At 65.6% G+C, this 24,703-nt stretch carries 23 protein-coding genes; 16 read left to right on the forward strand and 7 right to left on the reverse strand.

What is annotated here, in order from left to right; translation table 11 throughout:
- Positions 1-21: 21 nt before the first annotated feature.
- On the reverse strand, positions 22-924 hold the full coding sequence (locus QM685_RS19650; protein WP_415118372.1) for a TauD/TfdA dioxygenase family protein: 903 nt from the start codon (positions 922-924) through the stop codon (positions 22-24).
- A gap of 226 nt (positions 925-1,150) precedes the next feature.
- Complete coding sequence (gene gcvA / locus QM685_RS19655; RefSeq protein ID WP_415118374.1) at positions 1,151-2,083, reverse strand: transcriptional regulator GcvA; 933 nt, start codon at positions 2,081-2,083, stop codon at positions 1,151-1,153.
- 400 nt (positions 2,084-2,483) lie between these two features.
- Here gcvA and QM685_RS19660 point away from each other — a divergent pair, with 400 nt between their 5' ends.
- From QM685_RS19660 to QM685_RS19690, 7 genes are all read left to right on the forward strand, one after another.
- The gene (locus tag QM685_RS19660) at positions 2,484-3,458 is read left to right on the forward strand and encodes a peptidyl-alpha-hydroxyglycine alpha-amidating lyase family protein (protein WP_415118376.1); all 975 of its coding nucleotides are present in this window, start codon (positions 2,484-2,486) and stop codon (positions 3,456-3,458) included.
- 120 nt (positions 3,459-3,578) lie between these two features.
- Entirely contained in the window at positions 3,579-5,081 is a 1,503-nt protein-coding gene (locus tag QM685_RS19665; RefSeq protein ID WP_415118378.1) for an aldehyde dehydrogenase family protein, read from the forward strand.
- 230 nt (positions 5,082-5,311) lie between these two features.
- The gene (locus QM685_RS19670; RefSeq protein ID WP_415118380.1) at positions 5,312-6,097 is read left to right on the forward strand and encodes a 2-keto-4-pentenoate hydratase; all 786 of its coding nucleotides are present in this window, start codon (positions 5,312-5,314) and stop codon (positions 6,095-6,097) included.
- A gap of 78 nt (positions 6,098-6,175) precedes the next feature.
- Positions 6,176-7,060, forward strand: a complete 885-nt coding sequence (locus QM685_RS19675; protein WP_415118382.1) for an isocitrate lyase/PEP mutase family protein — start codon at positions 6,176-6,178, stop codon at positions 7,058-7,060.
- Positions 7,057-7,557, forward strand: coding sequence for a tripartite tricarboxylate transporter TctB family protein (locus tag QM685_RS19680; protein ID WP_415118384.1), 501 nt, complete (start codon positions 7,057-7,059; stop codon positions 7,555-7,557). The genes QM685_RS19675 and QM685_RS19680 overlap by 4 nt, the downstream gene beginning before the upstream one ends.
- A 6-nt stretch (positions 7,558-7,563) precedes the next feature.
- Positions 7,564-9,123 (forward strand): tripartite tricarboxylate transporter permease, encoded by a 1,560-nt coding sequence (locus QM685_RS19685; protein ID WP_415118386.1) that lies wholly within the window; start codon positions 7,564-7,566, stop codon positions 9,121-9,123.
- A gap of 88 nt (positions 9,124-9,211) precedes the next feature.
- A complete protein-coding gene (locus QM685_RS19690) occupies positions 9,212-10,192 on the forward strand; it encodes a Bug family tripartite tricarboxylate transporter substrate binding protein (RefSeq protein ID WP_415118388.1) in 981 nt (326 codons plus the stop codon).
- A 45-nt stretch (positions 10,193-10,237) separates the two neighbouring features.
- Here the strand turns inward: QM685_RS19690 and QM685_RS19695 are convergent, their stop codons facing one another.
- Both QM685_RS19695 and QM685_RS19700 read right to left on the reverse strand, forming a co-directional pair.
- Positions 10,238-11,110 (reverse strand): SMP-30/gluconolactonase/LRE family protein, encoded by an 873-nt coding sequence (locus QM685_RS19695; protein ID WP_415118390.1) that lies wholly within the window; start codon positions 11,108-11,110, stop codon positions 10,238-10,240.
- Between the two features lie 166 nt (positions 11,111-11,276).
- Positions 11,277-12,167 carry a LysR family transcriptional regulator gene (locus QM685_RS19700; protein ID WP_415118392.1) on the reverse strand — a complete coding sequence of 297 codons (891 nt, stop codon included), beginning with the start codon at positions 12,165-12,167 and terminating at the stop codon, positions 11,277-11,279.
- 342 nt (positions 12,168-12,509) lie between these two features.
- Between QM685_RS19700 and QM685_RS19705 the strand changes: the two genes are divergently transcribed.
- The 5 genes from QM685_RS19705 to QM685_RS19725 all read left to right on the forward strand — a co-directional run bounded on the left by QM685_RS19705 (position 12,510) and on the right by QM685_RS19725 (position 17,490).
- Positions 12,510-13,406 carry a TauD/TfdA dioxygenase family protein gene (locus tag QM685_RS19705; protein WP_415118394.1) on the forward strand — a complete coding sequence of 299 codons (897 nt, stop codon included), beginning with the start codon at positions 12,510-12,512 and terminating at the stop codon, positions 13,404-13,406.
- A gap of 120 nt (positions 13,407-13,526) precedes the next feature.
- Complete coding sequence (locus QM685_RS19710; RefSeq protein WP_415118396.1) at positions 13,527-14,381, forward strand: SMP-30/gluconolactonase/LRE family protein; 855 nt, start codon at positions 13,527-13,529, stop codon at positions 14,379-14,381.
- Positions 14,382-14,449: 68 nt separating this feature from the next.
- Positions 14,450-15,304 (forward strand): oxidoreductase, encoded by an 855-nt coding sequence (locus QM685_RS19715; RefSeq protein ID WP_415118398.1) that lies wholly within the window; start codon positions 14,450-14,452, stop codon positions 15,302-15,304.
- Positions 15,305-15,410: 106 nt separating this feature from the next.
- A complete protein-coding gene (locus tag QM685_RS19720; protein ID WP_415118400.1) occupies positions 15,411-16,379 on the forward strand; it encodes a Bug family tripartite tricarboxylate transporter substrate binding protein in 969 nt (322 codons plus the stop codon).
- A 142-nt stretch (positions 16,380-16,521) separates the two neighbouring features.
- Positions 16,522-17,490, forward strand: coding sequence for a peptidyl-alpha-hydroxyglycine alpha-amidating lyase family protein (locus QM685_RS19725; protein WP_415118402.1), 969 nt, complete (start codon positions 16,522-16,524; stop codon positions 17,488-17,490).
- Between the two features lie 29 nt (positions 17,491-17,519).
- Here QM685_RS19725 and QM685_RS19730 read toward each other — a convergent pair whose 3' ends face one another.
- Positions 17,520-18,491 (reverse strand): Bug family tripartite tricarboxylate transporter substrate binding protein, encoded by a 972-nt coding sequence (locus tag QM685_RS19730; protein WP_415118404.1) that lies wholly within the window; start codon positions 18,489-18,491, stop codon positions 17,520-17,522.
- Between the two features lie 311 nt (positions 18,492-18,802).
- On the opposite strand from QM685_RS19730, the gene QM685_RS19735 reads away from it, so the two are divergent.
- From QM685_RS19735 to QM685_RS19745, 3 genes are all read left to right on the forward strand, one after another.
- Positions 18,803-19,792, forward strand: coding sequence for a peptidyl-alpha-hydroxyglycine alpha-amidating lyase family protein (locus QM685_RS19735; RefSeq protein WP_415118406.1), 990 nt, complete (start codon positions 18,803-18,805; stop codon positions 19,790-19,792).
- Between the two features lie 62 nt (positions 19,793-19,854).
- The gene (locus QM685_RS19740; protein ID WP_415118408.1) at positions 19,855-20,214 is read left to right on the forward strand and encodes an NIPSNAP family protein; all 360 of its coding nucleotides are present in this window, start codon (positions 19,855-19,857) and stop codon (positions 20,212-20,214) included.
- A 6-nt stretch (positions 20,215-20,220) separates the two neighbouring features.
- Positions 20,221-21,057: a 2-keto-4-pentenoate hydratase gene (locus QM685_RS19745; RefSeq protein WP_415118410.1), complete on the forward strand. Its 837-nt coding sequence runs from the start codon at positions 20,221-20,223 to the stop codon at positions 21,055-21,057.
- Between the two features lie 156 nt (positions 21,058-21,213).
- Here QM685_RS19745 and QM685_RS19750 read toward each other — a convergent pair whose 3' ends face one another.
- Both QM685_RS19750 and QM685_RS19755 read right to left on the reverse strand, forming a co-directional pair.
- Positions 21,214-22,374, reverse strand: coding sequence for a porin (locus QM685_RS19750; protein ID WP_415118412.1), 1,161 nt, complete (start codon positions 22,372-22,374; stop codon positions 21,214-21,216).
- Between the two features lie 62 nt (positions 22,375-22,436).
- Positions 22,437-23,294 (reverse strand): SMP-30/gluconolactonase/LRE family protein, encoded by an 858-nt coding sequence (locus QM685_RS19755; protein WP_415118414.1) that lies wholly within the window; start codon positions 23,292-23,294, stop codon positions 22,437-22,439.
- 459 nt (positions 23,295-23,753) lie between these two features.
- Here QM685_RS19755 and QM685_RS19760 point away from each other — a divergent pair, with 459 nt between their 5' ends.
- Complete coding sequence (locus QM685_RS19760) at positions 23,754-24,662, forward strand: NAD(P)-dependent oxidoreductase (protein WP_415118416.1); 909 nt, start codon at positions 23,754-23,756, stop codon at positions 24,660-24,662.
- Positions 24,663-24,703 lie beyond the last annotated feature (41 nt).

A 24,703-nucleotide genomic window follows, 5' to 3' on the forward strand; every position in this document is an offset into this window, starting at 1 on the left:
GCACCGGTATGGCAAGCGCATTCAGACCACACTCGCCGTCTCGACCTTCGCCTTGCGCGACCACGTGAGATCGTCGAGCGTCGTTGCGCGATGCATCTCGCGCACGTCCGTTTCGGGGATATGCGGACGGCCGCGATGCATCAGTGCGCGGTTGTCCCACATCACCAGATCGCGTACCGACCATTCGTGCGTGTAGACGAACTGCGGCTGTGTGGCGAACTCCGTGAGTTCGCGCAGCAGGTCGCGTCCTTCGGGTTCGGGCCAGCCCACCACGTGCGACGCGTGGCTCGACAGGTACAGCGATTTGCGGCCCGAAACCGGATGCGTGCGCACGAGCTTGTGGATGCACGGCGCGAGCGCGCGGCGCTCTTCGTCGGGGAAATCGTGGAAGCCGGCCGCCGCGCGCGACTGCATGATGTCGTAGTGGCAGTCGAGGTCTTCGACCACCGCGCGCAGGTGCGCGGGCAGTTCGTCGTAGGCCGCGCGCATATCGGCGAACTGCGTCTGGCCGCCGAGCGCCGGCACGACGTACGACAGCAGCATCGAATAGCGCGCGGGCAGTGGCAGATACGACGCGTCCGAATGCCAGCGCCGGCTCGTCAGGTTGTTCATGCGGCGGCGGTCGCCGGCCCTGAAGGTCTGGTTGTCCTTGCCGAGGTTCGAGATGTCGTTGATCATCGGCGCGAGACGATGGTCCTCCGGCCGCGTCGTGTACGACACGGCCACCTGCAGCGGGCCGAAGTTGGCGGCAAACGCCAGCAACTGGTCGTCGTCGATGTACTGCCGCGGGAAAATCAGCACGGGGTAGCGGCCGCTGATCTGTTCGATCTCCGTGATCCGTTCTTCGCTGAGCGGTTGCGACAGATCCAGGCCATGGATTCGCGCGGCGATGAACGGATGGGCGGCTTCGACGGTCAGGCTCATGATGTTCCTTGTGACGGATGAGGTCCCCCCGCCCGCGATCATCCGCACACGATGCTATGCACAGGCCGCGGCGAGGACTGGTGTCATCGTAGGTGCCGGTGCCTGTTCGTCACAAGCGAGATTAAGGAACAGCGCGTGTGAGGTGGCTTGTCGTGCGCGCAAGGTGAGGCGGCGCGCGAACGGCAATCCGCCCGCGCGTGCGGTGCGAAGAGATCGACGCGCGCCGCTAAAGCACGTCGGCATGCTCGCCGTATTCGACTTCAGCGACCGTCTTGCGCACTTCGGATTTCAGCCACTCGGAGAAATGCACGATCGCCGGCTGGCCCGATTTCATTTCGGTATGGACGAGGTAATACGAGCGCCCCGTCTTGACCCTCTGCTGGAATACCGGCTGCAGACGCTTGTTGCCGATGTCCTCCTGCACGAAGATCGTCTGCGCCATCGCGAGCCCGAGGCCGTCGATGGCCCCCTGATACGCGAGCCCCGAATACTCGAGCCGCAGTCCCTTGTAGCCGTCCACGCGGGTCGCGCCGTTCGCCTTGAGCCAGCGCTGCCAGTCGTCGTAGCGCGCGGCGGCGTGCAGCAGCAGGAACGGTTCGAGATCGTCGGCGGTGTTCAGTTCGTGTCCCGCGAGCAGCGCCGGACTGCCGACCGGAATCAGTTCCTCGTAGAACAGGTGCTCGCACACGAGCCCCGGCCATTCGCCCGTGCCGAGCCAGATCGCGACGTCGATGTCCTCGTCGTTCGGCGAGACCGGCTCATGCGCGCTCTCCACCTGCAACGTGATCTCCGGATACATCTTCTTGAAACGCGCGAGACGCGGAATCAGGAAGCGCATCGCGAAGGTGGACAGCACGCCGATGCGCAGCGACGCATTGTCGGGCTGCGCATAGAAATACTCGGCGGTCGCCTCCTGGATCTGATCGAACAGGATCTGCAGGCGCGACGCATAGGCGGCCCCGCGCTTCGTCAGCACGACCTGCTGGTGACCGCGCTCGAAGAGCTTCGCGTTGAGGTAATCCTCGAGCTTCGACACGTGCCGGCTGATGGCGCTGTGCGTGACGCACAGTTCTTCGGCGGCGCGGGTCATGCTCTGGTTGCGCGCGGCCGATTCGAAGGCGCGCAGCGCGTTGAGGGAGGGTAAGCGGCGTTTGGGCATTGTGTGTCTCCTCACCATGCCGTGCGGGACAGATGCTTGCGCGTGAAGAGCAGGGACGTGACTTCGATGAACGGGGCGCGCCAGCGGATCCGCATGCGTGCCGGCTGGATTCGGCATGCGCGTGTGACAAAAACAGACTCGCACTCGCGCACGCAATAATCAAGGTAGGGTTTCCATTGACGGGGTTATGGACAGGCCTTCCGTCGAGAATGGTCATAGCCACTGTTCCAAAAAGTGTCTTGCCGCGCGTTCCGGCAGCGTGTGATTCTTGGACATGGCAAGCAATATGGCGCGCGCCGCGACGAAGAGCGGCATCTGCCGCGCGCATGCAAACACGCCCATCGCGAACGCGCGTCCTCTCGCTCGAATCGACGCGCCGTTCAGACAGGAAATCGAACCCATGAGCACAGTCGACGCAGTCGTAGGCAGCGGAGAATTCACCTATCGGATCGTGGAAGACTGGGCGAAATTGCCGGACGGCTGGCAGCTTCATGACGTGGCGGCGGTGGGTGTCGACAGCAAGGACCAGGTGTTCGTGTTCCATCGCGGCGAGCATCCCGTGATCGTGTTCGATCGCGCCGGAAATTTCCTGCGCGCGTGGGGCGACGACCTGTTCGTTCACGCGCACGGCATCCATATCGGGCCGGATGACATGCTGTATCTGACCGATGACTACGATCATTGCGTGCGCAAGTGCGCGCCCGACGGCAAGCTGCTGCTGACCATCGGCATTCCGGGAGAGCCGGCGCCCTACATGAGCGGCACGCCGTTCAATCGTTGCACGCATACCGCGCTCTCGCCGCGCGGCGACATCTATGTGTCGGACGGCTATGGCAATGGCCGCATCCACCAGTATTCGCCGGACGGCAGGCTGCTGCGCTCGTGGGGCGAGCCGGGCTCGGGCAAGGGGCAATTCAATCTGCCGCACAACATTTCCTGCGACGAAAACGGCTGGGTTTACGTCGCCGATCGCGAGAATCATCGCATCCAGGTCTTCGACGGCAACGGCCGTTTCGAGACGCAGTGGCACAACCTGCACCGGCCCTGCGGCATGTACATGCCGGTCGGCAAGTGTCCGCTGTGTTATGTCGGCGAGACCGGTCCTTATTACGCATTCAATCGCGGCGCACCGAATCTCGGTCCGCGCGTGAGCATCCTGTCCAACAAGGGCGAACTGCTCGCGCGCATCACGACCACGCCGGCCGCCGGAACCGGGCCGGGACAATTCCTCGGACCACATGGGCTCGCGGTCGATTCGCACGGCGACATCTATGTCGGCGAAGTGTCGTATACGGCGTGGCCATCGCTCTTTCCCGGCGTCGACGCGCCGGCGGGGCTGCGCTGCCTGCAGAAGTTCGAAAAGATTACGGCTTGACCGCCACTGCCGCCGCGCTGCCGGATGGCCCGGCGCCGTGCCGCGCCACGCGTGGACCCGAAACATGGGCGCGCACGGGCGTCGGCTTCGCGGGGCGCCATTACTCGTAACGGAGGCACTATGCAAACCCTGACTACCCCGCTCACGGAACTGCTCCCCGAAGTCTCACGCTTTCTCGACAATGAAGTGCTGGCGGGCGTGGTCGGCGGCCGGGACGTCACCGCGGCCGATGGCGCGACCTTCGAGACCCTCGATCCGGGCACCGGCGAACGGCTCGCGACGGTGACGGCGATGAGCGCGGCCGACGTCGACCGCGCGGTCGGCGCCGCCAATGAGGCCTTCGCGCGCTCGGGCTGGGCCGCGATGCCGGTCAACGAGCGCGCCGTATGGCTGCACCGGCTCGCCGACGAAGTCGAGAAACGCAAGGCAATCATCGGACAGATCGAGGCGCTCGACGCGGGCAAGGTCGAGCAGCAGGCGCAGGGCGACGTGCAGACCTTCGTCGATACGATGCGCTATTTCAACAACCTGTCGCAGAACGTGCGGCGCCGCTCGGCGGTGCCGGTGTCCGGCTACGAAGCATGGACCACGCGCCAGCCGTGGGGCGCATGCGGCTTTATCGTGCCGTGGAATTTTCCGTTCGTGCTGATCGGCTGGAACATTTCGCCGGCGCTCGCGGCGGGCAACACCGTCGTCATCAAGCCCGCCGAGGACACGCCGCTGTCGGCCATCTATCTGGCGCGGCTCGCCCGCGAGATCGGTTTTCCGGACGGCGTGATCAATGTCGTCACGGGCTACGGCGAGACGGCGGGCGCCGCGCTCGCCGGTCATGCGGGACTGCGCCGCATGTCGTTTACCGGTTCGCCCGAAGTCGGACGGCTCGTCGCCGAAGCTTGCGGACGCAACCTCGTGCCGTGCAAGCTCGAACTCGGCGGCAAGGGCGCGGCGGTCGTGTTCGATGACGTCGACATCGAGGACACGGCGAACAAGCTGGCGCGCGCAATCACGTTCCACTCGGGGCAGGTCTGCTGCGATGCGACGCGCTGGCTCGTGCAGGAATCGATCTACGAGCGTTTCGTCGACGCGAGCGTGGCCGCGTTGCAGCGCACGAAGATCGGCTACCAGCTCGACGCCGGCGCGCAGATGGGGCCGGTCGTCAGCGCGAAACAGCGCGAGCGCGTGCTCGGTTATCTTGAGCGTGGCCGCCAGGAGGGCGCGCATACGGTCCTCGAAGGGGGCGTCGCGAGCGTGCCCGGCCGCGGTGGGTTCTACGTGAAACCGGCGTTAATGGCGGGTTCGCTCGGCAACGTCGCGGCCCGCGAGGAAATCTTCGGACCGGTGGCCTACCTCGCGCCGTTCAAGGACGAATCGCAGGCCGTCGAGCTCGCCAACAGCACCGACTACGGGCTCGCCAACAGCGTGTGGAGCCGCGACCTGACCCGTGCGTCGCGCGTCGCCGAGGCGATGGTGGCCGGCAATAGCTGGATCAACGCGCACAACCTGTTTCCGCTCGGCGTGCCGTATGCCGGTGTGAACAGGAGCGGCATGGGCGGCGGCGTCAACAGCGTGGAGACGCTTTTCGATTATTGGCGCAGTCAGTCGATGGTGCGTCCGCTCAACTGAGGCGTCGCTCGAACGCAGGGGCGCTCGAAATTCGCACGGCCGCTGTGACATAAATAACGTTGCGGCGGCATCCCCGCTTGCGCACACTTGACCAGAACCGGCCTATCGTCACCTCGGCAGGTGCGGCAGGTGCGATAAGCGGCACCCGGCCGGAAGCGGGCAAGAAGCAGAAAGACGCAGAAAAGACGTGGCAGCAAGCAGAAAAAAACAGGGAAAACTCGGGAGACAGAGTGGCTATTCCAGACACAACCCCAGATGTAACCCCGGCAACCCGTATCGCCCACACCGTCGCCTCGCTGCTCGGCGCCCGGCGCACGAGCAGCACGCTGGCGATGCTCGCGCCACCCTATGCGCCGAATTCGCCCGAGGAAGCCTTCGCGGTGCAACATGAGATGACGCGCCGGCTCGGTGCGCGTATCGGCGGCTGGAAGGTCGGCTACGCACCCGGTGTGCGCCTCACGCATGCGCCGATCTACCAGGATGCCTGCGTCGCGAGCGGCGCGTCGGTTCATCTTCCTTATGCCGACGCGCCTGCGATCGAGGGCGAGGTCGCCTTCGTGCTGAGCCGCGATGTGCCGCCGCGCGCCACGCCGTATTCCGATGAAGAAATCGCCGACGCGGTCGACGAAGTGTGCGCCGCGATCGAAGTCGGCGCGCCGCGCCTGCGCAACTTCATGGAAGCACCGATCGAGCACAAGATCGCCGACAACATGGGCAATGGCGCACTGGTCCGCGGCAGCGGCACACGCGCGTGGCGTGCGATCGATCTCGCGGCGCTGCGTGTGCGCGTCGAGATCGACGGGCGCGTCGTGACCGATCTCGTCGGCGGCAACAGCGCCGGCAACCCCTTCGATGCGCTGGTCGCGCTGGCTAACGCGCCGCACCGGCGCGAACCGTTGCAGGCGGGCCAGACCGTGATCAGCGGCACCTGCACGGGGCTTTATGCGGCTCATGCGGGCAACCAGGCAAAGGTCGTGTTCGACGGGCTCGGCGAAGCTCGCGTGACACTCGTCTAACCCCACGCGCGGGCCGCATCAGCGACAGGCGACAGACAACATGCGGTGCGCGCCGAACCGGAAAGAGGAACGCTTCCGATGGGATCCCTGACTCAACGCCAGCGCCTGCGCGCGATCCTGGAGAGTGAACGGTGCGTGACCATGGCGACGGTGTTCGATCCGGTCTCCGCGCGTCTGGCCGACCAGCTCGGCTACGAAGCCGCGCTGATGGGCGGATCGCTGGCCTCGTACGCCGTGCTCGGCGCGCCCGACCTGATCCTGCTCACGTTGAGCGAGCTCGCCGAGCAGGTGCATCGCTGCACGCGCGTCTCCGACGTGCCGCTCGTCGTCGATGGCGACCACGGCTATGGCAATGCGCTCTCGGTGATGCGCACGGTGCACGAACTCGATCGCGCGGGGGCGGCGGCGCTCACCATCGAAGACACGCTGCTGCCGCGTCCGTTCGGCTCTTCCGGCGCGGTGCGGCTGTCGCCGTTCGACGAAGCGGTGGCGAAGATCGAGGCCGCCGTCGCCGCGCGCGGCGATTCGGACCTGCTGGTGATGGGGCGCACGAGCGCGGCCACGGTGAACGGCATCGAGGATGCGCTCGCGCGCTTCAAGGCGTTCGAGGCCGCCGGCGTCGACGCGCTGTTCCTGCCGGGGCCGCGCAGGCGCGAGGAGATCGACGCGATTTCCGCGGCCGTGAAACTGCCGCTTCTGATGGCGGGCGCGCCGGCGCCGCTCTGCGATTCCGCCTACCTGGCCACTCGCCGCGTGAAGGCGTGGTCGGCCGGCCATCAGACGTTTTCGGTGGCGCTCAGGGCGCTTCACGACAGCATGCAGGCGGTGAAGGCCGGCGCGCTCTCGCTGGAGCTGCCCGGCCAGGCGTCGAAGGCCTTGCTCGAGGAGGCCACGGGCGTACCCGCGTTCGACGCGCTGACGCGCCGCTTCCTCGGCGCATCGCAGCAGGAGAGCACACGATGAGCGCGCAGACGGCACGGACGGAAGAGGGCGGCGCAGTCGAATACGTCGATACGAAACGCCGGGACTACTACAGCGGCATGCTGATGCTGCTGGTCGGGCTCGGTGCGATATACGGCGGCGTGCGCTACAGCATCGGCAGCCTGAGCCAGATGGGGCCGGGCTTCTTTCCGGTCGCGGTCGGCGCGGCGCTCGCCTGCACGGGCATCGCGATCGCGCTGGTGGCGAAATACACGCCCGCGCAGCAGGGCGAGCGCAAGCTGCCGCCCGAACCCAAGGCGTGGTGCTTCATCCTCGGCAGCCTCGTCGCGTTCGTCGTGCTCGGCCACCACGGCGGCCTTCTGCCGGCGACTTTCGCGGTCGTGTTCATCTCGGCGCTCGGCGATCGCCAGAACACCGTCTGGCGGGCGCTGCTGCTCGCGGCGGCGATGACCGCGCTGTGCGTGGCGGTGTTCTGGTGGGCGCTGTCGCTGCAGTTTCCACTGTTTCAATGGGGCTAGACGATCATGACCCAGTCTCTCGTCGATCTCTGGTACGGCTTCGGCGTCGCGCTCCAGTGGCACAATCTCGCGTGGTCGTTCTTCGGCGTGGTGGTCGGCAACCTGATCGGCGTGCTGCCCGGCATGGGCCCGCTCTCCGCGATCTCAATGCTGCTGCCGCTCACCTACACGCTGCACCCGGTGCCGGCGATCATGATGCTGGCCGGCATCTTCTACGGCTCGCAGTACGGCGGCGCGATCGGCGCGATCCTGCTGAACCTGCCGTGCCACCCGCCGCACGCGGTGACCTGTCTCGACGGCTATCCGCTCACGCGCCAGGGCAAGGGCGGTACCGCGCTGGGCATCGCGATGATCTCGTCGTTCTTCGCGGCCTCGTGCGGGATTGCGCTGATGGTGTTCGCGTCGCCGCTCCTCGTCAGCATCGCCTTCAAGTTCGGGCCGGCCGAACTGTTCTCGATCATGCTGCTGGGCCTGCTCGCGGGCGGCACGATGTCGCGCGGACCGGTGTTGAAGGGCGTGGCGATGACGCTCTTCGGTCTGTTGATCGGCATCGTCGGCACCGACGTCAATACGGGCACGATGCGCTTCACGTTCGGCTTTCCGCGGCTCGGTGACGGCGTCGAAATCGTCGCGCTCGCGCTCGGCCTGTTCGGCGTGGCCGACTTTCTGCGCAACGTCAACCGGCTGCAGGTGGTGAGCGGCGGGGCACGCGTGGGTCTGCGCGACATGCGGCCGAGCTGGAAGGAGCTGAGGCAGGCGTTCCTGCCGATGGTGCGCGGCACGTCGGTCGGCGCGCTGTTCGGCGGCATGCCGGGAACCGGATCGACGATTACGACCTTCATCGCCTACGCGCTCGAGCAGAAGATCTCGCGCAATCCGAAGAAGTTCGGGCAGGGCGCGATCGAAGGCGTGGCGGCGCCGGAAGCCGCGTCGCACTCGAAGACCCAGGTCGACTTCATTCCGACGATGAGCCTCGGGATTCCCGGCGACGCGGTGATGGCGCTGATTCTCGGCGCGCTGATGATCCAGGGCATCCAGCCCGGCCCGCAACTGATCACCGAGCACGCCGATCTGTTCTGGGGGCTCGTCGCGAGCTTCTGGGTCGGCAACATCCTGCTGATGCTGCTGAACGTGCCGCTGATCGGCATCTGGGTGAAGTTTCTGCGCGTGCCGTATCGCTATCTGTTTCCGTCGGCGCTGCTGTTCATCGCGGTCGGCGTGTACAGCACCAACAACAGCCTGTTCGAAGTCGGCGAGGTGCTCGCGTTCGGCGTGATCGGCGCCGTGCTGCTCGCGCTGGAGTTTCCGGTCGCGCCGATCCTGCTCGGCTTCGTGCTCGGTCCGATGGTCGAGGACAACTTCCGGCGCGCGGTGCTGCTCTCGCGCGGCGATATCGGCATCTTCATCCAGCGGCCGATCAGCGCGGTGTTCATCTGCGCGTCGGCATTGCTGATCCTGTTGCAGGTCGGCTTCGCGATTCGCGGCGCGGTGCGCCGGCGCAAGGCACGGCCCAGGAAATTTCGTGTGACGGGGTCGTCGCGGCCTACCTCGCAGGACAACCTGTAAGCAGGCCCATCCCGAATGCGGCGGCGTTGCGTGTGGACGGCCGTCGTCATACCGACAGGACACACCGAACAGGTCCGGAGACAAACCCATGCTGACGCGGCGCCGGCTTCTGATATCACTGGGGTCCCTCGGTGTTGCGCTGCTGCCCGGCTGGCTGCCGGCGGCGCGCGCCGACTATCCGGACAGCCCGATTCGCATCGTCATCGCGTTTCCGGCCGGAGCGGGCGAGGCCGAGGCACGCATCGTCGCCAAACGGCTCGGCGAGGTGCTCGGGCAGCCGGTGATCGTCGAGGCGCATCCCGGCGCCGGCGGCAACATCGCGGCGGCCTACGTCGCGAAATCGCGCGGTGACGGTTATACGTTGCTGCTCGGCGTGAGCACGTTCTTCGAAACGAATCCGCTGATCTACAAGGACATTGGCTATCAGCCCGCCGATCTGCAGCCGGTCAGCGTGATCTCCGAGCAGCCGTTCGTGCTGGTCGTCAATTCGTCGCTGCCGGTTCATTCGCTGCGGGAGCTGATCGACTATGCGAAGCAGCGTCCGGGCAAGGTGACCAATGCGACCGCGGGGCTCGGCAGTCCGCTCGACCTGATCGCGAAGGAGTTCATGGTGCGCACCGGCGCGCGGATCCTGAACGTGCCGTACAAGGGCGGCGGCGAGGACACGCTGGCCGTGCTCGGCGGGTTCGCCGACATGCTGTTCGGCGGCGTCGCCGATGTGACGGGCGGCATCCAGTCGGGCAAGATGCGCGCGCTGTGCGTGACGGGCAACCGGCGTCTGCCGCATTTCCCCGACCTGCCCACTATCGCCGAAGCGGGCTTGCCGGGCTACGACTTCACCGTCTGGAACTGCCTGTCGGTGCCGTCGTCGACGCCGCCCGCGATCGTCGAAAAACTCCATGCGGCAATCGTGACGACGATGGCCTCGCCCGACGTGCAGACCGGCTTCGACCGGATCGGCTTTTTCCCCACCAGCAGTACCGGCGAAGAATTGTCGAAGCGGATCGTGTCGGAAACCGAAGTATGGCGCGCGGTGCTGAAGAAGTCGGGAACGTTGCAGCAGCAATGAGCGTGGGCTGAATCGCGTGCGTGGAAAACCCTCGACCCTCACCCGTCACGACAGATCGCAGGCGAAGGTAGGCTCCGCGAGCCCGCGCACGCCGGGCTTGATCGCGAGCAGGCTGCCCGCCAGCGGTTGCCTGGCCAGCTCTTCCTGCGACAGGCGCTGCGACGCGGTCGTGATGTACAGGATGTCGAGTTCGGGGCCGCCGAACGTGCAGCTCGTCGGATTCTGCACCGGCATTTCGACGACGCGCTCGATGCCGCCGTCCGGCGCATAACGCGTGACGCGCCATCCGCCGTATTCGGCGAGCCAGATGAACCCGTCTTCATCGACGGTGGCGCCGTCGGGCACGGCGGGCAGCGTGGTTTTCGCGAACTCGCGACGCTCGCCGGGTTCACCGGAGCCGGGATCGAGCGGATACGCGAAGATCGTCTGCAGATCGGAGTCGGCGCAGTACATCGTGCGGCCATCGGGGCTGAAGCAGGTGCCGTTGGGCACGCGCACGCCGGTCGCGACACGGGTGGCGCCGCGGCCGTCGACGCGATACAGCTCGCCGACCGGTTCGCGCGTGCGGTCGTTCATCGTGCCGACCCAGAAGCGGCCCTGCCGGTCGCATTTACCGTCGTTGAAGCGCAACGCGGGATCTTCGGCGCGCTGCTTCGCAATGCGCGTCAGCTCGCCCGTGTGCGTGTCGAGATAATGCAGCGAGCGCGACGCGACGAGCACACGGCCGTCGCCGCACAGCGCGATCGAGCCGACGAGGTCGGGCATCGGCCAGTAGCGCATCGCATCGGTGGCCGGATGCCAGCGCTGGATCGCCGGCCGGCGGATATCGATCCAGTACAGCGCCTGTTCGGCCTCACTCCATAACGGGCATTCGCCGAGGATGTCTGTGGTTTGCGTGACGCGTCGGATGGCGCTCATGTTGGCCTCGCTGCGCAGGGATCGGAGGGCGGTGGAGCGTGCGGACGGGATGGCTCCGCGGTCCGATTCTACGAGCCCGTCACGGGCACTCAAGCGCAATAAACGCACACACGATGTGACCTCGTGGCGTGTTCGCGAGACCGGCATGCGAGACCAGTACTCGAAGTCAGTGACGCGTGTGTTCGCCGCGCAGGATCTCGACGAACTTGTCCGCGTGGTTGCCTTCGCGATCGAACGCGGAGCGCACGATGCACGGCGTGAGCGTGATCGCCTGGGCCAGCGGCCGCACGACGAGATCGGGCCATGCCCCCGCGCTCGCGGTGTATTCGTCGACGATCGCGATGCCGGCGCCCGCCCGCACGAGCGAGCACGCGACGTCGGTCTGGAATACGTCGATGCGCGAGCGCAATTCGAGCCCGGCGTCGCGAAAAGCCGCGCTCACGATCTTGCCGAACAGGATGCCCGGGTGATGAGCGATCAGCGGATAGCGCGCCACGTCGGCAAGCGTCAGCGACGGCCGGTGTTCGAGCGCATGTCCCTGCGGCAGCACGCAGGCCATTTTGCCGGACGTGAACACCTCCACCTTGAGATTGACGTGCTGGATCGGCATCACGGCGACCGCGACGTCGACCTTGTTGCTGAGCACTTCGATCGCCATGTCGTTGAGGAGCGTCGTGTGATAGACGATGCGGATCTTCGGATAGCGCGCCACGAAGCGGGAGATGGCAAGCGGCATCATCGAGTAGCTGAGGCAGGGGCTCGATGACAGGTTCAGCGTGCCGGTCGCGCCCTGCGCGAGATCGCGTGCGAAGTTGTTCACCTGGAGGGCATGCTCGTAGAACTCGTCCACCTGACGGAACAGCGCGATGCCTTCGGGCGTGGGAATCAGCTTGCCCCTGGCACGGCTGAACAGCTTGAGTCCGAGTGTTTGCTCGGTATGCGAAATGATCCGGCTGACCGCGGGTTGTGAAATGAACAGCAGTTTCGCGGCGCCGTTGATCGACCCGGTCAGCATGACCGAGCGGAAAATTTCCATCTGTCGCAGCCGGAAGTTCATGGTGCCTCCATGCGTACGGGGAAGAGCGACTCGTTCCATTCGATGCCTGCCGGGCCGTGTGCGCCCGCTGCACATCGGCTGTGATCAAAGCGCACGCGGCCTGCGTGTTCATCGATAACTAGCGTACAGCACTGTAGGTGCGCGTCCAGTCGGGTTCGTGCTGATACGCGTTCGAGCGGCCGATGCCGAACGCCCGCACGTCACGCGCGCTGTGAATAAATCTGTCTTGTGAGGACGAAATCGCCGCGCCTACGATAACGATGTTCCGGTGTGCGACAGAAAACCCATGCAGGCGATACGCATCGCAGCAGTCCAATGGCAAACGTAATTGAGGAATGACCCATGAGTCTTGACATCGAAGCCGTGCATCCGACGGTCGCCGCGCGCATCCATGGACTGGATCTGACCCGGCCGCTGAGTGACACGCAGATCGAAGAGATCGAGCAGGCGAGCGGCACCTATCCGGTCCTGATCTTTCCGGGCCAGTACATCGACGACGACCAGTTGCTGGCGTTTGCCGCCAGCTTCGGCCCGCTGCAGCCGGTCGTGTCGTTCCATACCGCGGTGGCGGATCACCGGCTCTCGCCGATGGTCTCCGACATTTCGAATCTGGACCGCGACAACCGCACGTTTCCGGCCGGCGACCGCCGCCGCATGAACTTCCTCAGCAGCCGTCGCTGGCATACGGACGGTTCGTATCTGCCGACGCCCAACCGCTATTCGATGCTGCTCTGCTACACGGTCGCGAAGCTCGGTGGGCAGACGCAGTTCGCCGACATGCGCGCGGCGTACGACGCGCTGCCCGGGGAATTGCGCGAGATCGTCGAGGACCTCGTGCTCGAGCACGACGTCATGCATTCGCGCGCGGTGGCGGGCTTCACGGAGTTCGACGAAGCCGAGCGCGCGCGCTTCACGCCGACGCAGAAGAAGCTCGTGCGCCGTCATCCGATTTCGGGCAGGAAGTCGCTGTATCTGTCCGGTCACGCATCGCATGTGGTCGGCTGGCCGGTGCCCGAAGGGCTCGATCTGCTGCGCGAACTGACCGAGTTCGCGACGCAGCCGCAGTTCGTCTATACGCACCAGTGGTCCGTGCGCGACCTCGTGATGTGGGACAACCGCTCGCTGATGCATCGCGCGCGCCGGCACTATCCGGACACCGACGTGCGCGAGATGCATCGGGCCTCGACGATCGACGACCTGTCGTGGTCGCGTCCGAAGCGTAGCGAGACCGTCGAGTAGACGCGGCGAACAGCGCGGCAAAAGCGCCGCAAGAAGCGCCGCGTCGCGATCCTCCCGGCGGCGGCCATGCCGTCGGGAATCCGGACTGCAAGGTCCTTCTCTCATCCAGCCGAGGTCACCATGCCGGGACCGCACACCCAAACCATTCTCACTGGTCTGTCGTTCGCCGAGGGCGCGCGCTGGCGGGAAGACAGACTCTGGTTTTCCGATCTCTATACGCATTGTGTGCAGACCGTCGATCTCGATGGACACACGCAGGTGATCGCGCAAGTGCCGCAACGTCCGTCCGGGCTCGGCTTCCTGCCCGACGGCACGCCGCTCGTGGTGTCGATGCTCGATCACCGGCTGCTGGCGATCGACAGCGACGGCTGCACGCGGCTCGTCGCCGATCTCAGCGAAGTCGCGGGCGGTCCGTGCAACGACATGGTGGTCGATCGCCACGGCCGCGCGTACGTCGGCAACTTCGGCTACGACAAGAACAACGGCGCCGAATCGCGGCTCACGCGCATCATCCGCGTGGACCCGGACGGCTCGATTCATCCGACCGGCGCCGAGGTCAGTTTTCCGAACGGCATGGTGATCACGCCCGACGCAAAACATCTGATCGTCGGCGAGACGTTCGCGCACCGGCTCAGCATGTTCGATATCGATGCGCGGGGTGATCTGCACGGCCACCGCTATTTCGCGGAGCTCGAAGGCTGCAATCCCGATGGTCTCGCGCTCGATGCCGAGGGCGCGGTGTGGGTCGCGGATCCGTTCGGCAAGCGTGTGCTGCGTGTGTTCGAGGGCGGGCGCATCGAACGCGAGATCACCTTCGAGCCGGGACGCGGCGCCTATACGTGTGCGCTCGGCGGCCCGCGGCGGCGTACCCTCTACATCGTGACCAACACGTCGAGTGGCCCGCAGATGGCGCAACTGCGCGAATGTTGCATCGAAACCGTCGAAGTCGACGTACCCGGCGCGGGCTGGCCATGAGCATCGGTGCATCCGGCACGGTGTGTGCGTTGCGATTTCGCGCGATCCCGTATTGAAGGAGCGTTTACATGTCCGATTCGAATGATTCCACGCTGGTCTGGCTGATCACCGGCTGTTCCACTGGCTTCGGCCGCGAACTCGCGAGCGCCGTGCTCCGGCATCGCTGGCGCGCGGTCGTGACGGCGCGCGACCCGGCCACGATCGCCGCGCTCGCCGATGCTTTTCCGCAGCAAGCCATCGCGACCCGGCTCGACGTCACGCGCCCGGACGAAGTCGCGGCGGCCGTCGCCCGGGCCGAAACCGCATTCGGCCGGATCGACGTGCTCGTCAACAACGCCGGCTACGGCTATCTCGCGGCCGTCGAGGAAGGCGAGGACGACGAAGTGCGCGCGATGTTCGAGGCGAACTTCTTCGGCGCGGTCAACATGATCAAGGCGGTGCTGCCGTCGATGCGCGCGCGGCGCTCGGGTCATATCGTCAACGTGACGTCGGTGGGCGGTTTCATCGGCAATCCGGCGAGCGGCTATTACGCGGCGACCAAGTTCGCGCTGGAAGGTCTGAGCGAATCGCTCGCGCGCGAGACGGCCGAACTCGGCATCAAGGTGACCGCGGTCGAGCCGGGGCCGTTCCGCACCGACTGGGCCGGCCGCTCGCTGAAACAGACCAGCAGGCCGATCGAAGATTACGCATCGATCGCGGGCAAGCGGCGCGTGCAGGTGGTCGAGCGCAACGGCAAGCAGCCGGGCGATCCCGCGCGGGCTGCCGAAGCGATCATCGCCGCCGTGCAGTCGCCGACGCCGCCCGCGCATCTGGTGCTCGGGCGCAGCGGTCTGGAGATGGTCCGCGGCAAGCTGGCGCGCGTGGCCGCCGATCTGGACACGTGGGAAGCGACCACGCTGTGGGCCGACGATCCGGTGACATGAGGTCCGCACTGCCGTAGCCGATGCGCCGGATCGCGTGAAAAGGCCGGGCCCGCGCCGCGTACGGTCTGACTGACTACTACAATCACAAGACTGGAAGGAGGCAATCATGATGAGGAGACGCAGGTTCGTGGCGGCGCTCGGCGCGCCGGTGCTGCTCGGCTGGATGCGCGTGGCGCTGGCGGCGTTTCCGGACAATCCGATCCGGCTCGTGGTCGGATTCCCGGGCGGCTCGGGCGAGGCCCAGGCGCGTATCGTCGCGAAGACGCTCGGGCAGATTCTCGGCCAGCCCGTGATCGTGCAGGGGCAGGGCGGCGCTGGCGGCAACATCGCCACGGCCTATGTCGCGAAGTCGCGCCCCGACGGCTACACGATGCTGCTCGGCGTGAGCACGTTCTTCGAGATCAATCCGCTGATCTACCGCACGCCCGGTTTCAAGAACAGCGACCTGAGGCCCGTTTCGCTACTGTCGGAACAGGAGTTCGTGCTGACGGTGCGCCCGCAATTGCCGATTCACTCGGTGAAGGAACTGATCGACTACGCGCGCGCGAACCCCAACAAGCTGACCAACGCGACGGGCGGCCTCGGCAGTCCGCTCGACCTGTGCACGCGCGAGTTCATGTCGCGCACGGGCGTGAAGATTCTGAGCGTGCCCTACAAGGGCGGCGGCGAGGATACGCTCGCGCTCCTCAGCGGCTTTGCCGACATGATGTTCGGCAGCGTCACTGACGTAACCGGCAATCTCGAGTCCGGCAAGCTGCGCGCGCTCGGCGTCACGGGCATCAAGCGGCTGAAGAATTTTCCCGACGTGCCGACCATCGCCGAGGCCGGCGTGCCCGGCTACAACGTCACGATCTGGACCTGCCTGTCGGTGCCCGCCGCCACGCCCGCCGACGTCGTGGCGCGGCTCCAGGACGCCTCCGCGAAGGCGATTGCCGACCCGGCCTGCCGCGCGAGCCTCGAGCAGATGGGACTCTTTCCGCTGCATCTCGACGGCGATGCGGTCCAGCGCCGCATCGAACTCGAAGTGCCCATGTGGCGCGAGATATTCCGCAAGGCCGGCGTCGAACCAACATAGTCTTCACGGCCGCGCGAGCGCATGAGCGCGGTCATATGCGTTGTGAAAAAAAGTGGCTTGCGAGGCTTCCACTCGAATGTGATCGTTGAGAGGCGTGAGCAGCGTGCTTTTCCACTTGACGGTCCACTTGAGGACAACGCAAATGAGTCGACTTTATGGAAGCGGGGAATATACGTATCGGATCGTCGAGAACTGGGCAAAGCTTCCGGACGGCTGGCGCTTCGGCGACGTGGCGGCAGTCGGTGTCGATCAGGACGATCAGGTTTATGTGTTTCATCGCGGCGAGCATCCCGTCATCGTGTTCGATCGCGGCGGCAACTTCCGGCGCTCATGGGGCGACGGCATCTTCACGCGCCCGCACGGGCTGCATATCGGCCCGGACGGCGCCATTTATCTGACCGACGACGGCGATCACTCGGTGCGCAAATGCACGCCCGAGGGCAAGGTCCTGCTGACGCTCGGCACGCCGGGGCTACCCGCGCCGTTCATGAGCGGCACGCCGTTCAACCGCTGCACGCATACCGCGCTCTCGCCGCGCGGCGACATCTACGTGACGGACGGCTATGGGAACGGCCGCGTGCACAGGTATTCGCCCGACGGCAAGCTCATCGGGTCGTGGGGCGAACCGGGCTCCGATCCGGGCCAGTTCAATCTGCCGCACAACATTGCCTGCGATGAAGACGGCTGGGTCTACGTCGCCGACCGCGAGAATCATCGCATCCAGGTCTTCGACGGCGAAGGGCGCTTCGAGACGCAATGGCACGATCTGCACCGGCCGTGCGGCATGTACATGCCGGCGGGCAAGTGTCCGCTCTGTTATGTCGGCGAGACAGGACCGTACTGGAGCTTCAATCGCGGCGCACCGAATCTCGGTCCGCGCGTGAGCATCCTGTCGAACGATGGCGAACTGCTCGCGCGCATCACGAGTACGCCGGCCGCCGGAGCCGGGTCGGGACAATTCCTGTCGCCACACGGACTCGCGGTCGATTCGCGCGGCGATCTCTATGTCGGGGAAGTCGGCTACACGGCGTGGCCGTCGCTCTTTCCCGGCGTGCCGGTGCCCGGGCAGGGCCTGCGTTGTCTGCAGAAGTTCGAGCGGGTCGACGCTTAGGTTTCGTGCACCTCATGCCGGTGCGTTGCTCACATCGGCGTAATCCCCGCCTTCTGGAAGATCGAGCGCCACGTCGCACTTTCGGCGGCGATGCGTTGCGCGACGGCTTCGCTCGTGCTGCTGACGGGAATCAGGTTGATCTGCGCGAAGCCCGTCTGCACTTCCGGGTCCGCCATCGTCCTGACGAGTGCCGCGTTGAGCTTGCCGACGATGTCGGGCGGCGTCGTGACGGGCACCGACACGCAGCTCCATACCGAGAAGTCGTAACCGGGCACGCCGGCTTCCGCGATGGTCGGCACGTCCGGCAGATTCGCGAGGCGTTTCGAACCCGTCACGCCGAGCGCGCGCAGCTTGCCGGCCTTGATGTTGCCGACCACGTTCGGAATGCCGCCGAACTCGAGATCCGTGAAGCCGCTCATCACGGCGAGCGTGTCTTCGCCGCCGCCCTTGTACGGCACCGGGGTCATCTGCACGCCGGTGCGCGACATGAACTCGCGGTTCGCGAGATCGAGCGGGCTGCCGGGGCCCGCGGTCGCGACCGTCACCTTGCCCGGATTGCGTCGCGCATAGTCGATGAGTTCGCGCACGTTGGCGACGGGCAGCCCGGGCCTTGCGACGAGCAGGAACGGTTGCTCGGACAACAGGCTCACCGGCGTCAGGTCGCTGAGCTTGTAGCCGATGTCCTTGTAGATGAGCGGATTCGTTTCGAAGAACGTGCTCACGCCGAGCAGCATCGTATAGCCGTCGCCGCGCGCCTTGGCGACGTAGGCGGCGCCGATGTTGCCGCCGGCGCCGGGATGCGCCTCGACGACGATCGGTTGTCCGAGGTATTTGCCGAGCGTCTTCGCGACGAGGCGCGCCTGGGCTTCCTGGGTGCCGCCCGGAAACGGAATGATGAGACGGATCGGGCTGTCCGGCCAGGCCGCCCATGCGTCGCTGCTTGCCCATGCGGCCAGCACGGGCGCGCCGAGTGCGGCGAGGAAGGTGCGTCGTGAAATCATGGCTGTGTCCCCTGCGTGGGTCGGTTTGTATCGCTTGTCGCGCCGCTTGTTGTTCAAGCCATGCTATCGGCGGATGTAAGGTATTTACAAGCGAGATTAAGTCACAGACCGCATCACAAATCCGGACCCGCGACAGCGGCCTGGGCGCGATGTTTTCGGGCCGCGCGAGAGACGCTTCAGGTCATACGGGACGTGCAAAAAAATCTCTTGCGACAGTGCTTCGCGACGTGTGACTGTTACGTATCCCCGATGCGGCGCGAGAGATTCGCGCGCCGCATTCATGCGAGCAACTGTCTGCGAGGATCGCACTCATGGCAACCATAGTCGGCGGCGGCGAATTCACCTACCAGACCGTGGACGGCTGGGCGAAGCTGCCCACCGGTTGGGAAATGGGCGAAGTCGCCGCGGTGGGTGTCGATCGCCACGACAACGTCTATGTGTTCAATCGCGGCATGCATCCGATGATCGTGTTCGACCGCAACGGCAACTTCCTGCGCTCGTGGGGCGAGGGTGTGTACGTACGCCCGCACGGCGTGCATATGGGCCCCGACGACACGATCTATCTGACCGACGACGGCGGCAGCGCCGTTTACAAGTGCGATCTGCACGGCAAGACGCTGATGACGATCGGCCTGCCCGGCAAGCCGACGCCGTTCATGAGCGGCCAGCCGTTCAATCACTGCACGCACACGGCGCTCGCGCCGAACGGCGACATCTTCGTGTCCGACGGCTACGGCAACGCGCGGATCCACAAGTACACGCCGGACGGCAAGCTCATCAAGTCATGGGGCGAGCCGGGTTGCGAGCCGGGCCAGTTCAACCTGCCGCACAACATCTCATGCGACGAAGACGGCTGGCTCTATGTCGCCGATCGCGAGAATCACCGCATCCAGATCTTCGACAGCGACGGCCGCTTCGAAACGCAATGGCACAACCTGCATCGGCCCAACGGCATGTACATGCCGCGCGGCAAATGTCCGCTGTGCTATGTCGGCGAAACAGGACCGATGTACGGCTTCAATCGCGGCACGCCTAATCTCGGGCCGCGCCTGTCGATCCTGTCGAACAGGGGCGAGGTGCTGATCCGCATCCAGAGCACGCCGTCGGCCGGCACGAACCCGGGGCAATTCCTGTCGGTGCACGGCGTGGCTGTCGACTCGCACGGCGACATTTACGTGGGCGAGACGTCGTACACGTCGTGGCCGCTGCTGTTCCCGGACAAGCCGATGCCGGCGCGGCTGCGCAGCCTGCAGAAGTTCGCGCGCATCGCGCCGCAAACCGAAGCGCCGGCGCGGAGCTGATCCTCCGTCCAGCCGGCGGCGCCGCGTGCGATGCGACGCGCGCGCTGCCAGGGAGACCACCCATGATTGTCGAAGAACGTATCTACGACCTGCGGCCGAACTCGGCGGCCGAATTCGCCCGCCATTTCGAACGCGAGGGCATCGCGATCCAGCGCCCGATACTGGGCCGGCTGGTCGGCTATTTCTACACGGAAATCGGGCCGCTCAACCAGGTCGTTCATCTGTGGGCATACGAGGACCTCGAAGACCGCGCGAAGCGGCGCGCGGTGCTCGCTGCCAATCCGGTCTGGCGTGACTACGTGAAGCAAAACATCCAGCCGCTGCTCGTGCGGATGCAGAACAAGATCCTCGTTCCGATGTCGTTCTCGCCGCCGCTGCCGCCGCTCTGGCAGGCCGGCGACGCAACGGAACAACAGCGGTGAGCGCGCGTGTCCGTCGGGATCGAACCACCGGGCAGCGACCGGACTGAAGGCGCCGCGGACGTCGACGTCGGCTCGCCACAACGGGTGGCCCGCATTGCCGGCGCGCTGTTCGAGGCGCGCATGCGCCGGGCGAAGCTGGCCGCATTGCCCGATTGCGCGGGGTCGCTGTCGCTCGCTGAAGCGATGGCGGTGCAGTACGAGGTCGGCCGTCGGCTTGCGCGCAATGTCGCGGGCTGGAAGGCGGGACTGGTGCCGGGCGTGCGTTTCACCTGCGCGCCCGTGTATGCGTCCGACGTGCTGCGCAGTCCCGCTGTGTTTCGTCTGTCGGACGGCGCCGCGCCGGGCGAAGTCGAAACGGCGTTCGTCGAAGGGGAAATTGCTTTCCGGCTCGGCGAGGATTTGCCGGTGCGCGCGCGTCCTTATCGGGAATCCGATGTCGTCGCGGCGATCGAAAGCTGTTGCGCGGCCATCGAAGTCGGCGATCCGCGCATCGCCGGCTTCGATGCGGCGCCGCTGTCGCACAAGCTCGCCGACAGCATGGGCAATGGCGCGATCGTCTGGGGCAGCGGCACGCCGCACTGGCGCGATATCGATCCGGCGGCGCTGCGCGTCGTGTTCGAGATCGATGGGGTCGGGGCCGTCGAGCGCATCGGCGGCGGCAACGGTGCGCCGCCGCTGACGACGCTCGTGGCGCTCGCGAATGCGGCCGAGCGTCGACTGCCGCTGCGGGCTGGGCAGACCATCATCACCGGCAATTGCACGGGCCTCAATCGCGTCGCGAGTGGCGCGACGGTTCGCGTGGTGTTCGACGGGCTCGGCGAGGCGCGGGTGCGGATCGATTGAAGTCGAAGGGCGGTGCGGGTGGTGCGAAATCCACCTTCGCCTTTACCCGGAACGCCGCGGACTTTCGCAGCGGTGCCGGGTTGATCGTAAGCGCGTTCTTCGATGCTTATCAGGTGGTCTCCTCGCGAACGGGTGGCGCACAAGCGTCGGACAGCCTCAGAACTGATGGCGGATAGCTAACCGCACCACGCCCTGATGATCGACGGTCGCGGGCGTGAGGAAATTCAGCGCGGCGACGGCCGGCTTGCCGTTCGAATTCACGCCCGACGCGGTCTGATACGACAGCACCATGTAGAGGTCCGTCCGCTTGGATAGCAGATAGTCGGCGCCGAGCGAGTACTGGTTGTAGGTTGCGCCTTCATCGCCGCCCACCGACGCACGCCGCGTGTAGTTATACGCGGCGGAAGCCGACAGCGACGGCGTGAACTGATAGCCGAGATCGGCTTCATAGGTGTTGAGCGACGCGGTTCCCCTCAATGCAGCCACCGCGCCGGGGTTGCCGGGATCGGCGCCGAGATCGGTGAAGCGTGCGTTCGAATAGGTGCCGCCGAACCAGAGGCTGCCGAGCTGGTAGATAGCGCCGGTCGAGAAAATTTTGAGGCTCCCCGCCGACGCATAGGCGTTGTAGATCGGCGAGGTGATCGCGGCCGGTGCATTCGCGCCGTTGTTGTATGCCGAGATGAACGGATCGCGCATGTCGGTGAAGGCGACCGCTGCCTGCAACGGACCCAGCGCATAGCCGATCCCCGCGCCCCAGCCGGAATTCTTGGCGAAGTTCCCGCCGACGCCGCCGAAGCTGTACAAGCCGCCGAACGTGAAGCCGTGATAGCTCACGCTCTGATACTTCAGCGAGCTGTTGACGCGGAACGTATTGTTCAGGTTATCCACGTCGCCCGCATGCGCGATGAAGCCGCCGCCCCATCGACCCGATGCGACGATGTTGGCGCCGACGAAGTCGAACACGGTGCTGTACTGGCGCCCGGCTGTTATCGTGCCCCACTGGGTGGAACTGATCCCGACATACGCGGCGCGGCCGAACAACAGTCCGTTCTGGCCGAGCTTGCCGTTCGTGATGTCGAAGCCGTTTTCGAGGCGGAAGATCGCTGTGAGGCCGCCGCCCAGATCCTCGCTGCCTTTCAGGCCGAAACGGCTGCCGTACCATTCGCCGCTGACCATGTTGAACTGACGACCGCCTCCGGCGTTGCTGACGTAGTTGACGCCTACTTCAGCGATCCCGTACAGGGTCACACTGCTTTGTGCTTGAGCGGCGCCGGCGGTGAGCGCAAGCGCAAAGGTAGCCGCACACTTCATCTTCATTGAAGGTCTCCTGAATATTGGTGTTATATGGCGATGCGCGAAGTGCCACGTTCATGACGGGCTCATGGCCAACCCGAGCCGGGTACGTCGACTTCGATGGTTTCGATCCAGCACTCGCGGTGTTCGGCCATGCGCGGTCCACTCGCGGTGTTGGTCACGATGAACAGCGTGCGTCGTTGCGGGCCGCCGAGCGCGCACGTATAGGCGCCGCGTCCCGGCTCGAAGGTGATCTCGCGCTCGATGCGCCCGCCTTCGAACACACGCAGCACACGCTTGCCGAACGGATCCGCGACCCACACCGCGCCCTCGGCATCGAGCGCGAGACCATCGGGATTGCAGCCTTCGAGCTCCGCGAAATAGCGGTGGCCGTGCAGATCACCCCGCGCATCGATATCGAACATGCTGAGCCGGTGCGCGAACGTCTCGCCGACGATCAGATGTTTTGCGTCGGGCGTGATCACCATGCCGTTCGGAAAACTGACCTCGGCGCCGGTCGGATGAATCGAGCCGTCCGGGTCCACGCGGATGATGCGCGTGAGCCGCGATTCGGCGCCGTTGTTCTTGTCGTAGCCGAAGTTGCCGACGTACGCGCGGCCGTGGCGATCGACCACCATGTCGTTGCACGGACCGCCCGCGACTTCGCTGAGATCGGCGACGAGCCGCGTGCAGCCGTCGCTGTCGATCGCCAGCAGCCGGTGATCGAGCATCGACACCACGAGCGGCGTGCCGTCGGGCAGGAAGCCGAGCCCGGACGGACGTTGCGGCACTTGCGCGATCACCTGCGTGTGTCCATCGAGATCGACGGTCTGCACCCGATGCGTATAGAAGTCCGAGAACCACAGCTTGCCGTCATGCCAGCGGGCGCCCTCGCCGAAAGACAGACCTCTGAGTAGAACCTGCGTCGATGCCGTGCTTGTCATGCGAGTTCCCGGTTAACCAACTGTGTCGCTTGCGCGCGCGAGATGTCGCTGTCGTGGGGCGGAACCCTTGCTGACAAGGGATGCGGGCCTTGCCGACGTCGCCCTGTAAGCAGGTTGTAGTCATGCTAGGTAAGGGCCCAGATATGTACAAAGCGAGTTTTAGTCACACGTGATGTGACGAAAGAGACGGTCGATCGATCTCGTGAACCCGCATCGGAACCGGCGAAACCCAATGCCGGCGTGCTTCGCGGCGCATCGGCCGGGGCGGCGCCGCGGCGTGCGCCGCTGGCAGGTCTTAACACGATGCTATATCCCACCGCTAATTTGGCATGCGACGAGGCGGGTCATCCTCCCTAAGATTGGTCTGCACATAAACACAAACGGCGTGGGTGTGTCCGCCCGCGGGACAGCAGCACGCTCAGGCGAGCAACGCTTCTTTCTCCTGGAGTCATCAAAGTGATGATCGGTCTGATCGGATTGGGCAACATCGGGCAGCATTTCGCGACGCGGCTGTTGGCGGCGGGGCATCCATTAGTCGTCTACGACACACGGCCGGAAGCCGTCGAGCGCTTCGTCAAGCTGGGTGCGCAGGCAGCGGGCAGCGCACTGGATCTGGCGTCGATGACGGATGCCGTGTTTCTGAGCCTGCCGCTGCCATCCATCGTCGAGCAGGTGGCGACGGTGCCGGGCGGCATGATCGACAGCACGCGGGCGCGCATCGTGGTCGATCTGTCGACGACGGGTCCGAGCGTCACGAACGCCATCGCGCACGCGCTCGCGCAACGGCGGATCGAATTCCTCGGCGCGCCGGTCAGCGGCGGCACGGTCGCCGCGGAGAAGGGCACGCTGACCATCATGGCCGCGGGTCCTCGTCACGTATTCGACACGATGGAGCCGTGGCTCCAGGTGATCGGCAAGAACCTGTTCTACCTCGGCGAAGGTCATGGTCTCGGCCAGACCATGAAGATCATCAACAACACGCTGTGCGCCGTCGGCATGGTGGCGAGTTGCGAAGCGCTCGTGTTCGGCGTCAAGGCCGGCCTCGATTCGGCGACCATGCTCGACATCCTGAACGTGTCGAGCGGCCGCTCGTTCGCGACGCTCGAAAAGATCCCGCAATGCATCCTGCACCGCGATTTTCCGATGCGCTTCACGACCGAACTGATTCACAAGGACATCAAGCTGTGCATCGAGGAAGCGGAGAAGATCGGTGTACCGATGTGGGTCAGTCCGGCGGCGCGCTCGTTCCTCGCGTTCTCGATCACTCAGGGCGACGGCAACCGCGACTACGCTCATACGATCGAGCATTTTGAAAAATGGGCCGGCGTGCAGTTCGGTGCTGAACCGGACACGCCGGCCAGTCCCTGATTGCACACGCCGCGCGCGCGGCGTGTGCTGTTTTTCCGTCT

Origin of the sequence: Paraburkholderia sp., assembly GCF_047605525.1 — a bacterium.
In the GTDB taxonomy this organism is placed as follows: domain Bacteria; phylum Pseudomonadota; class Gammaproteobacteria; order Burkholderiales; family Burkholderiaceae; genus Paraburkholderia.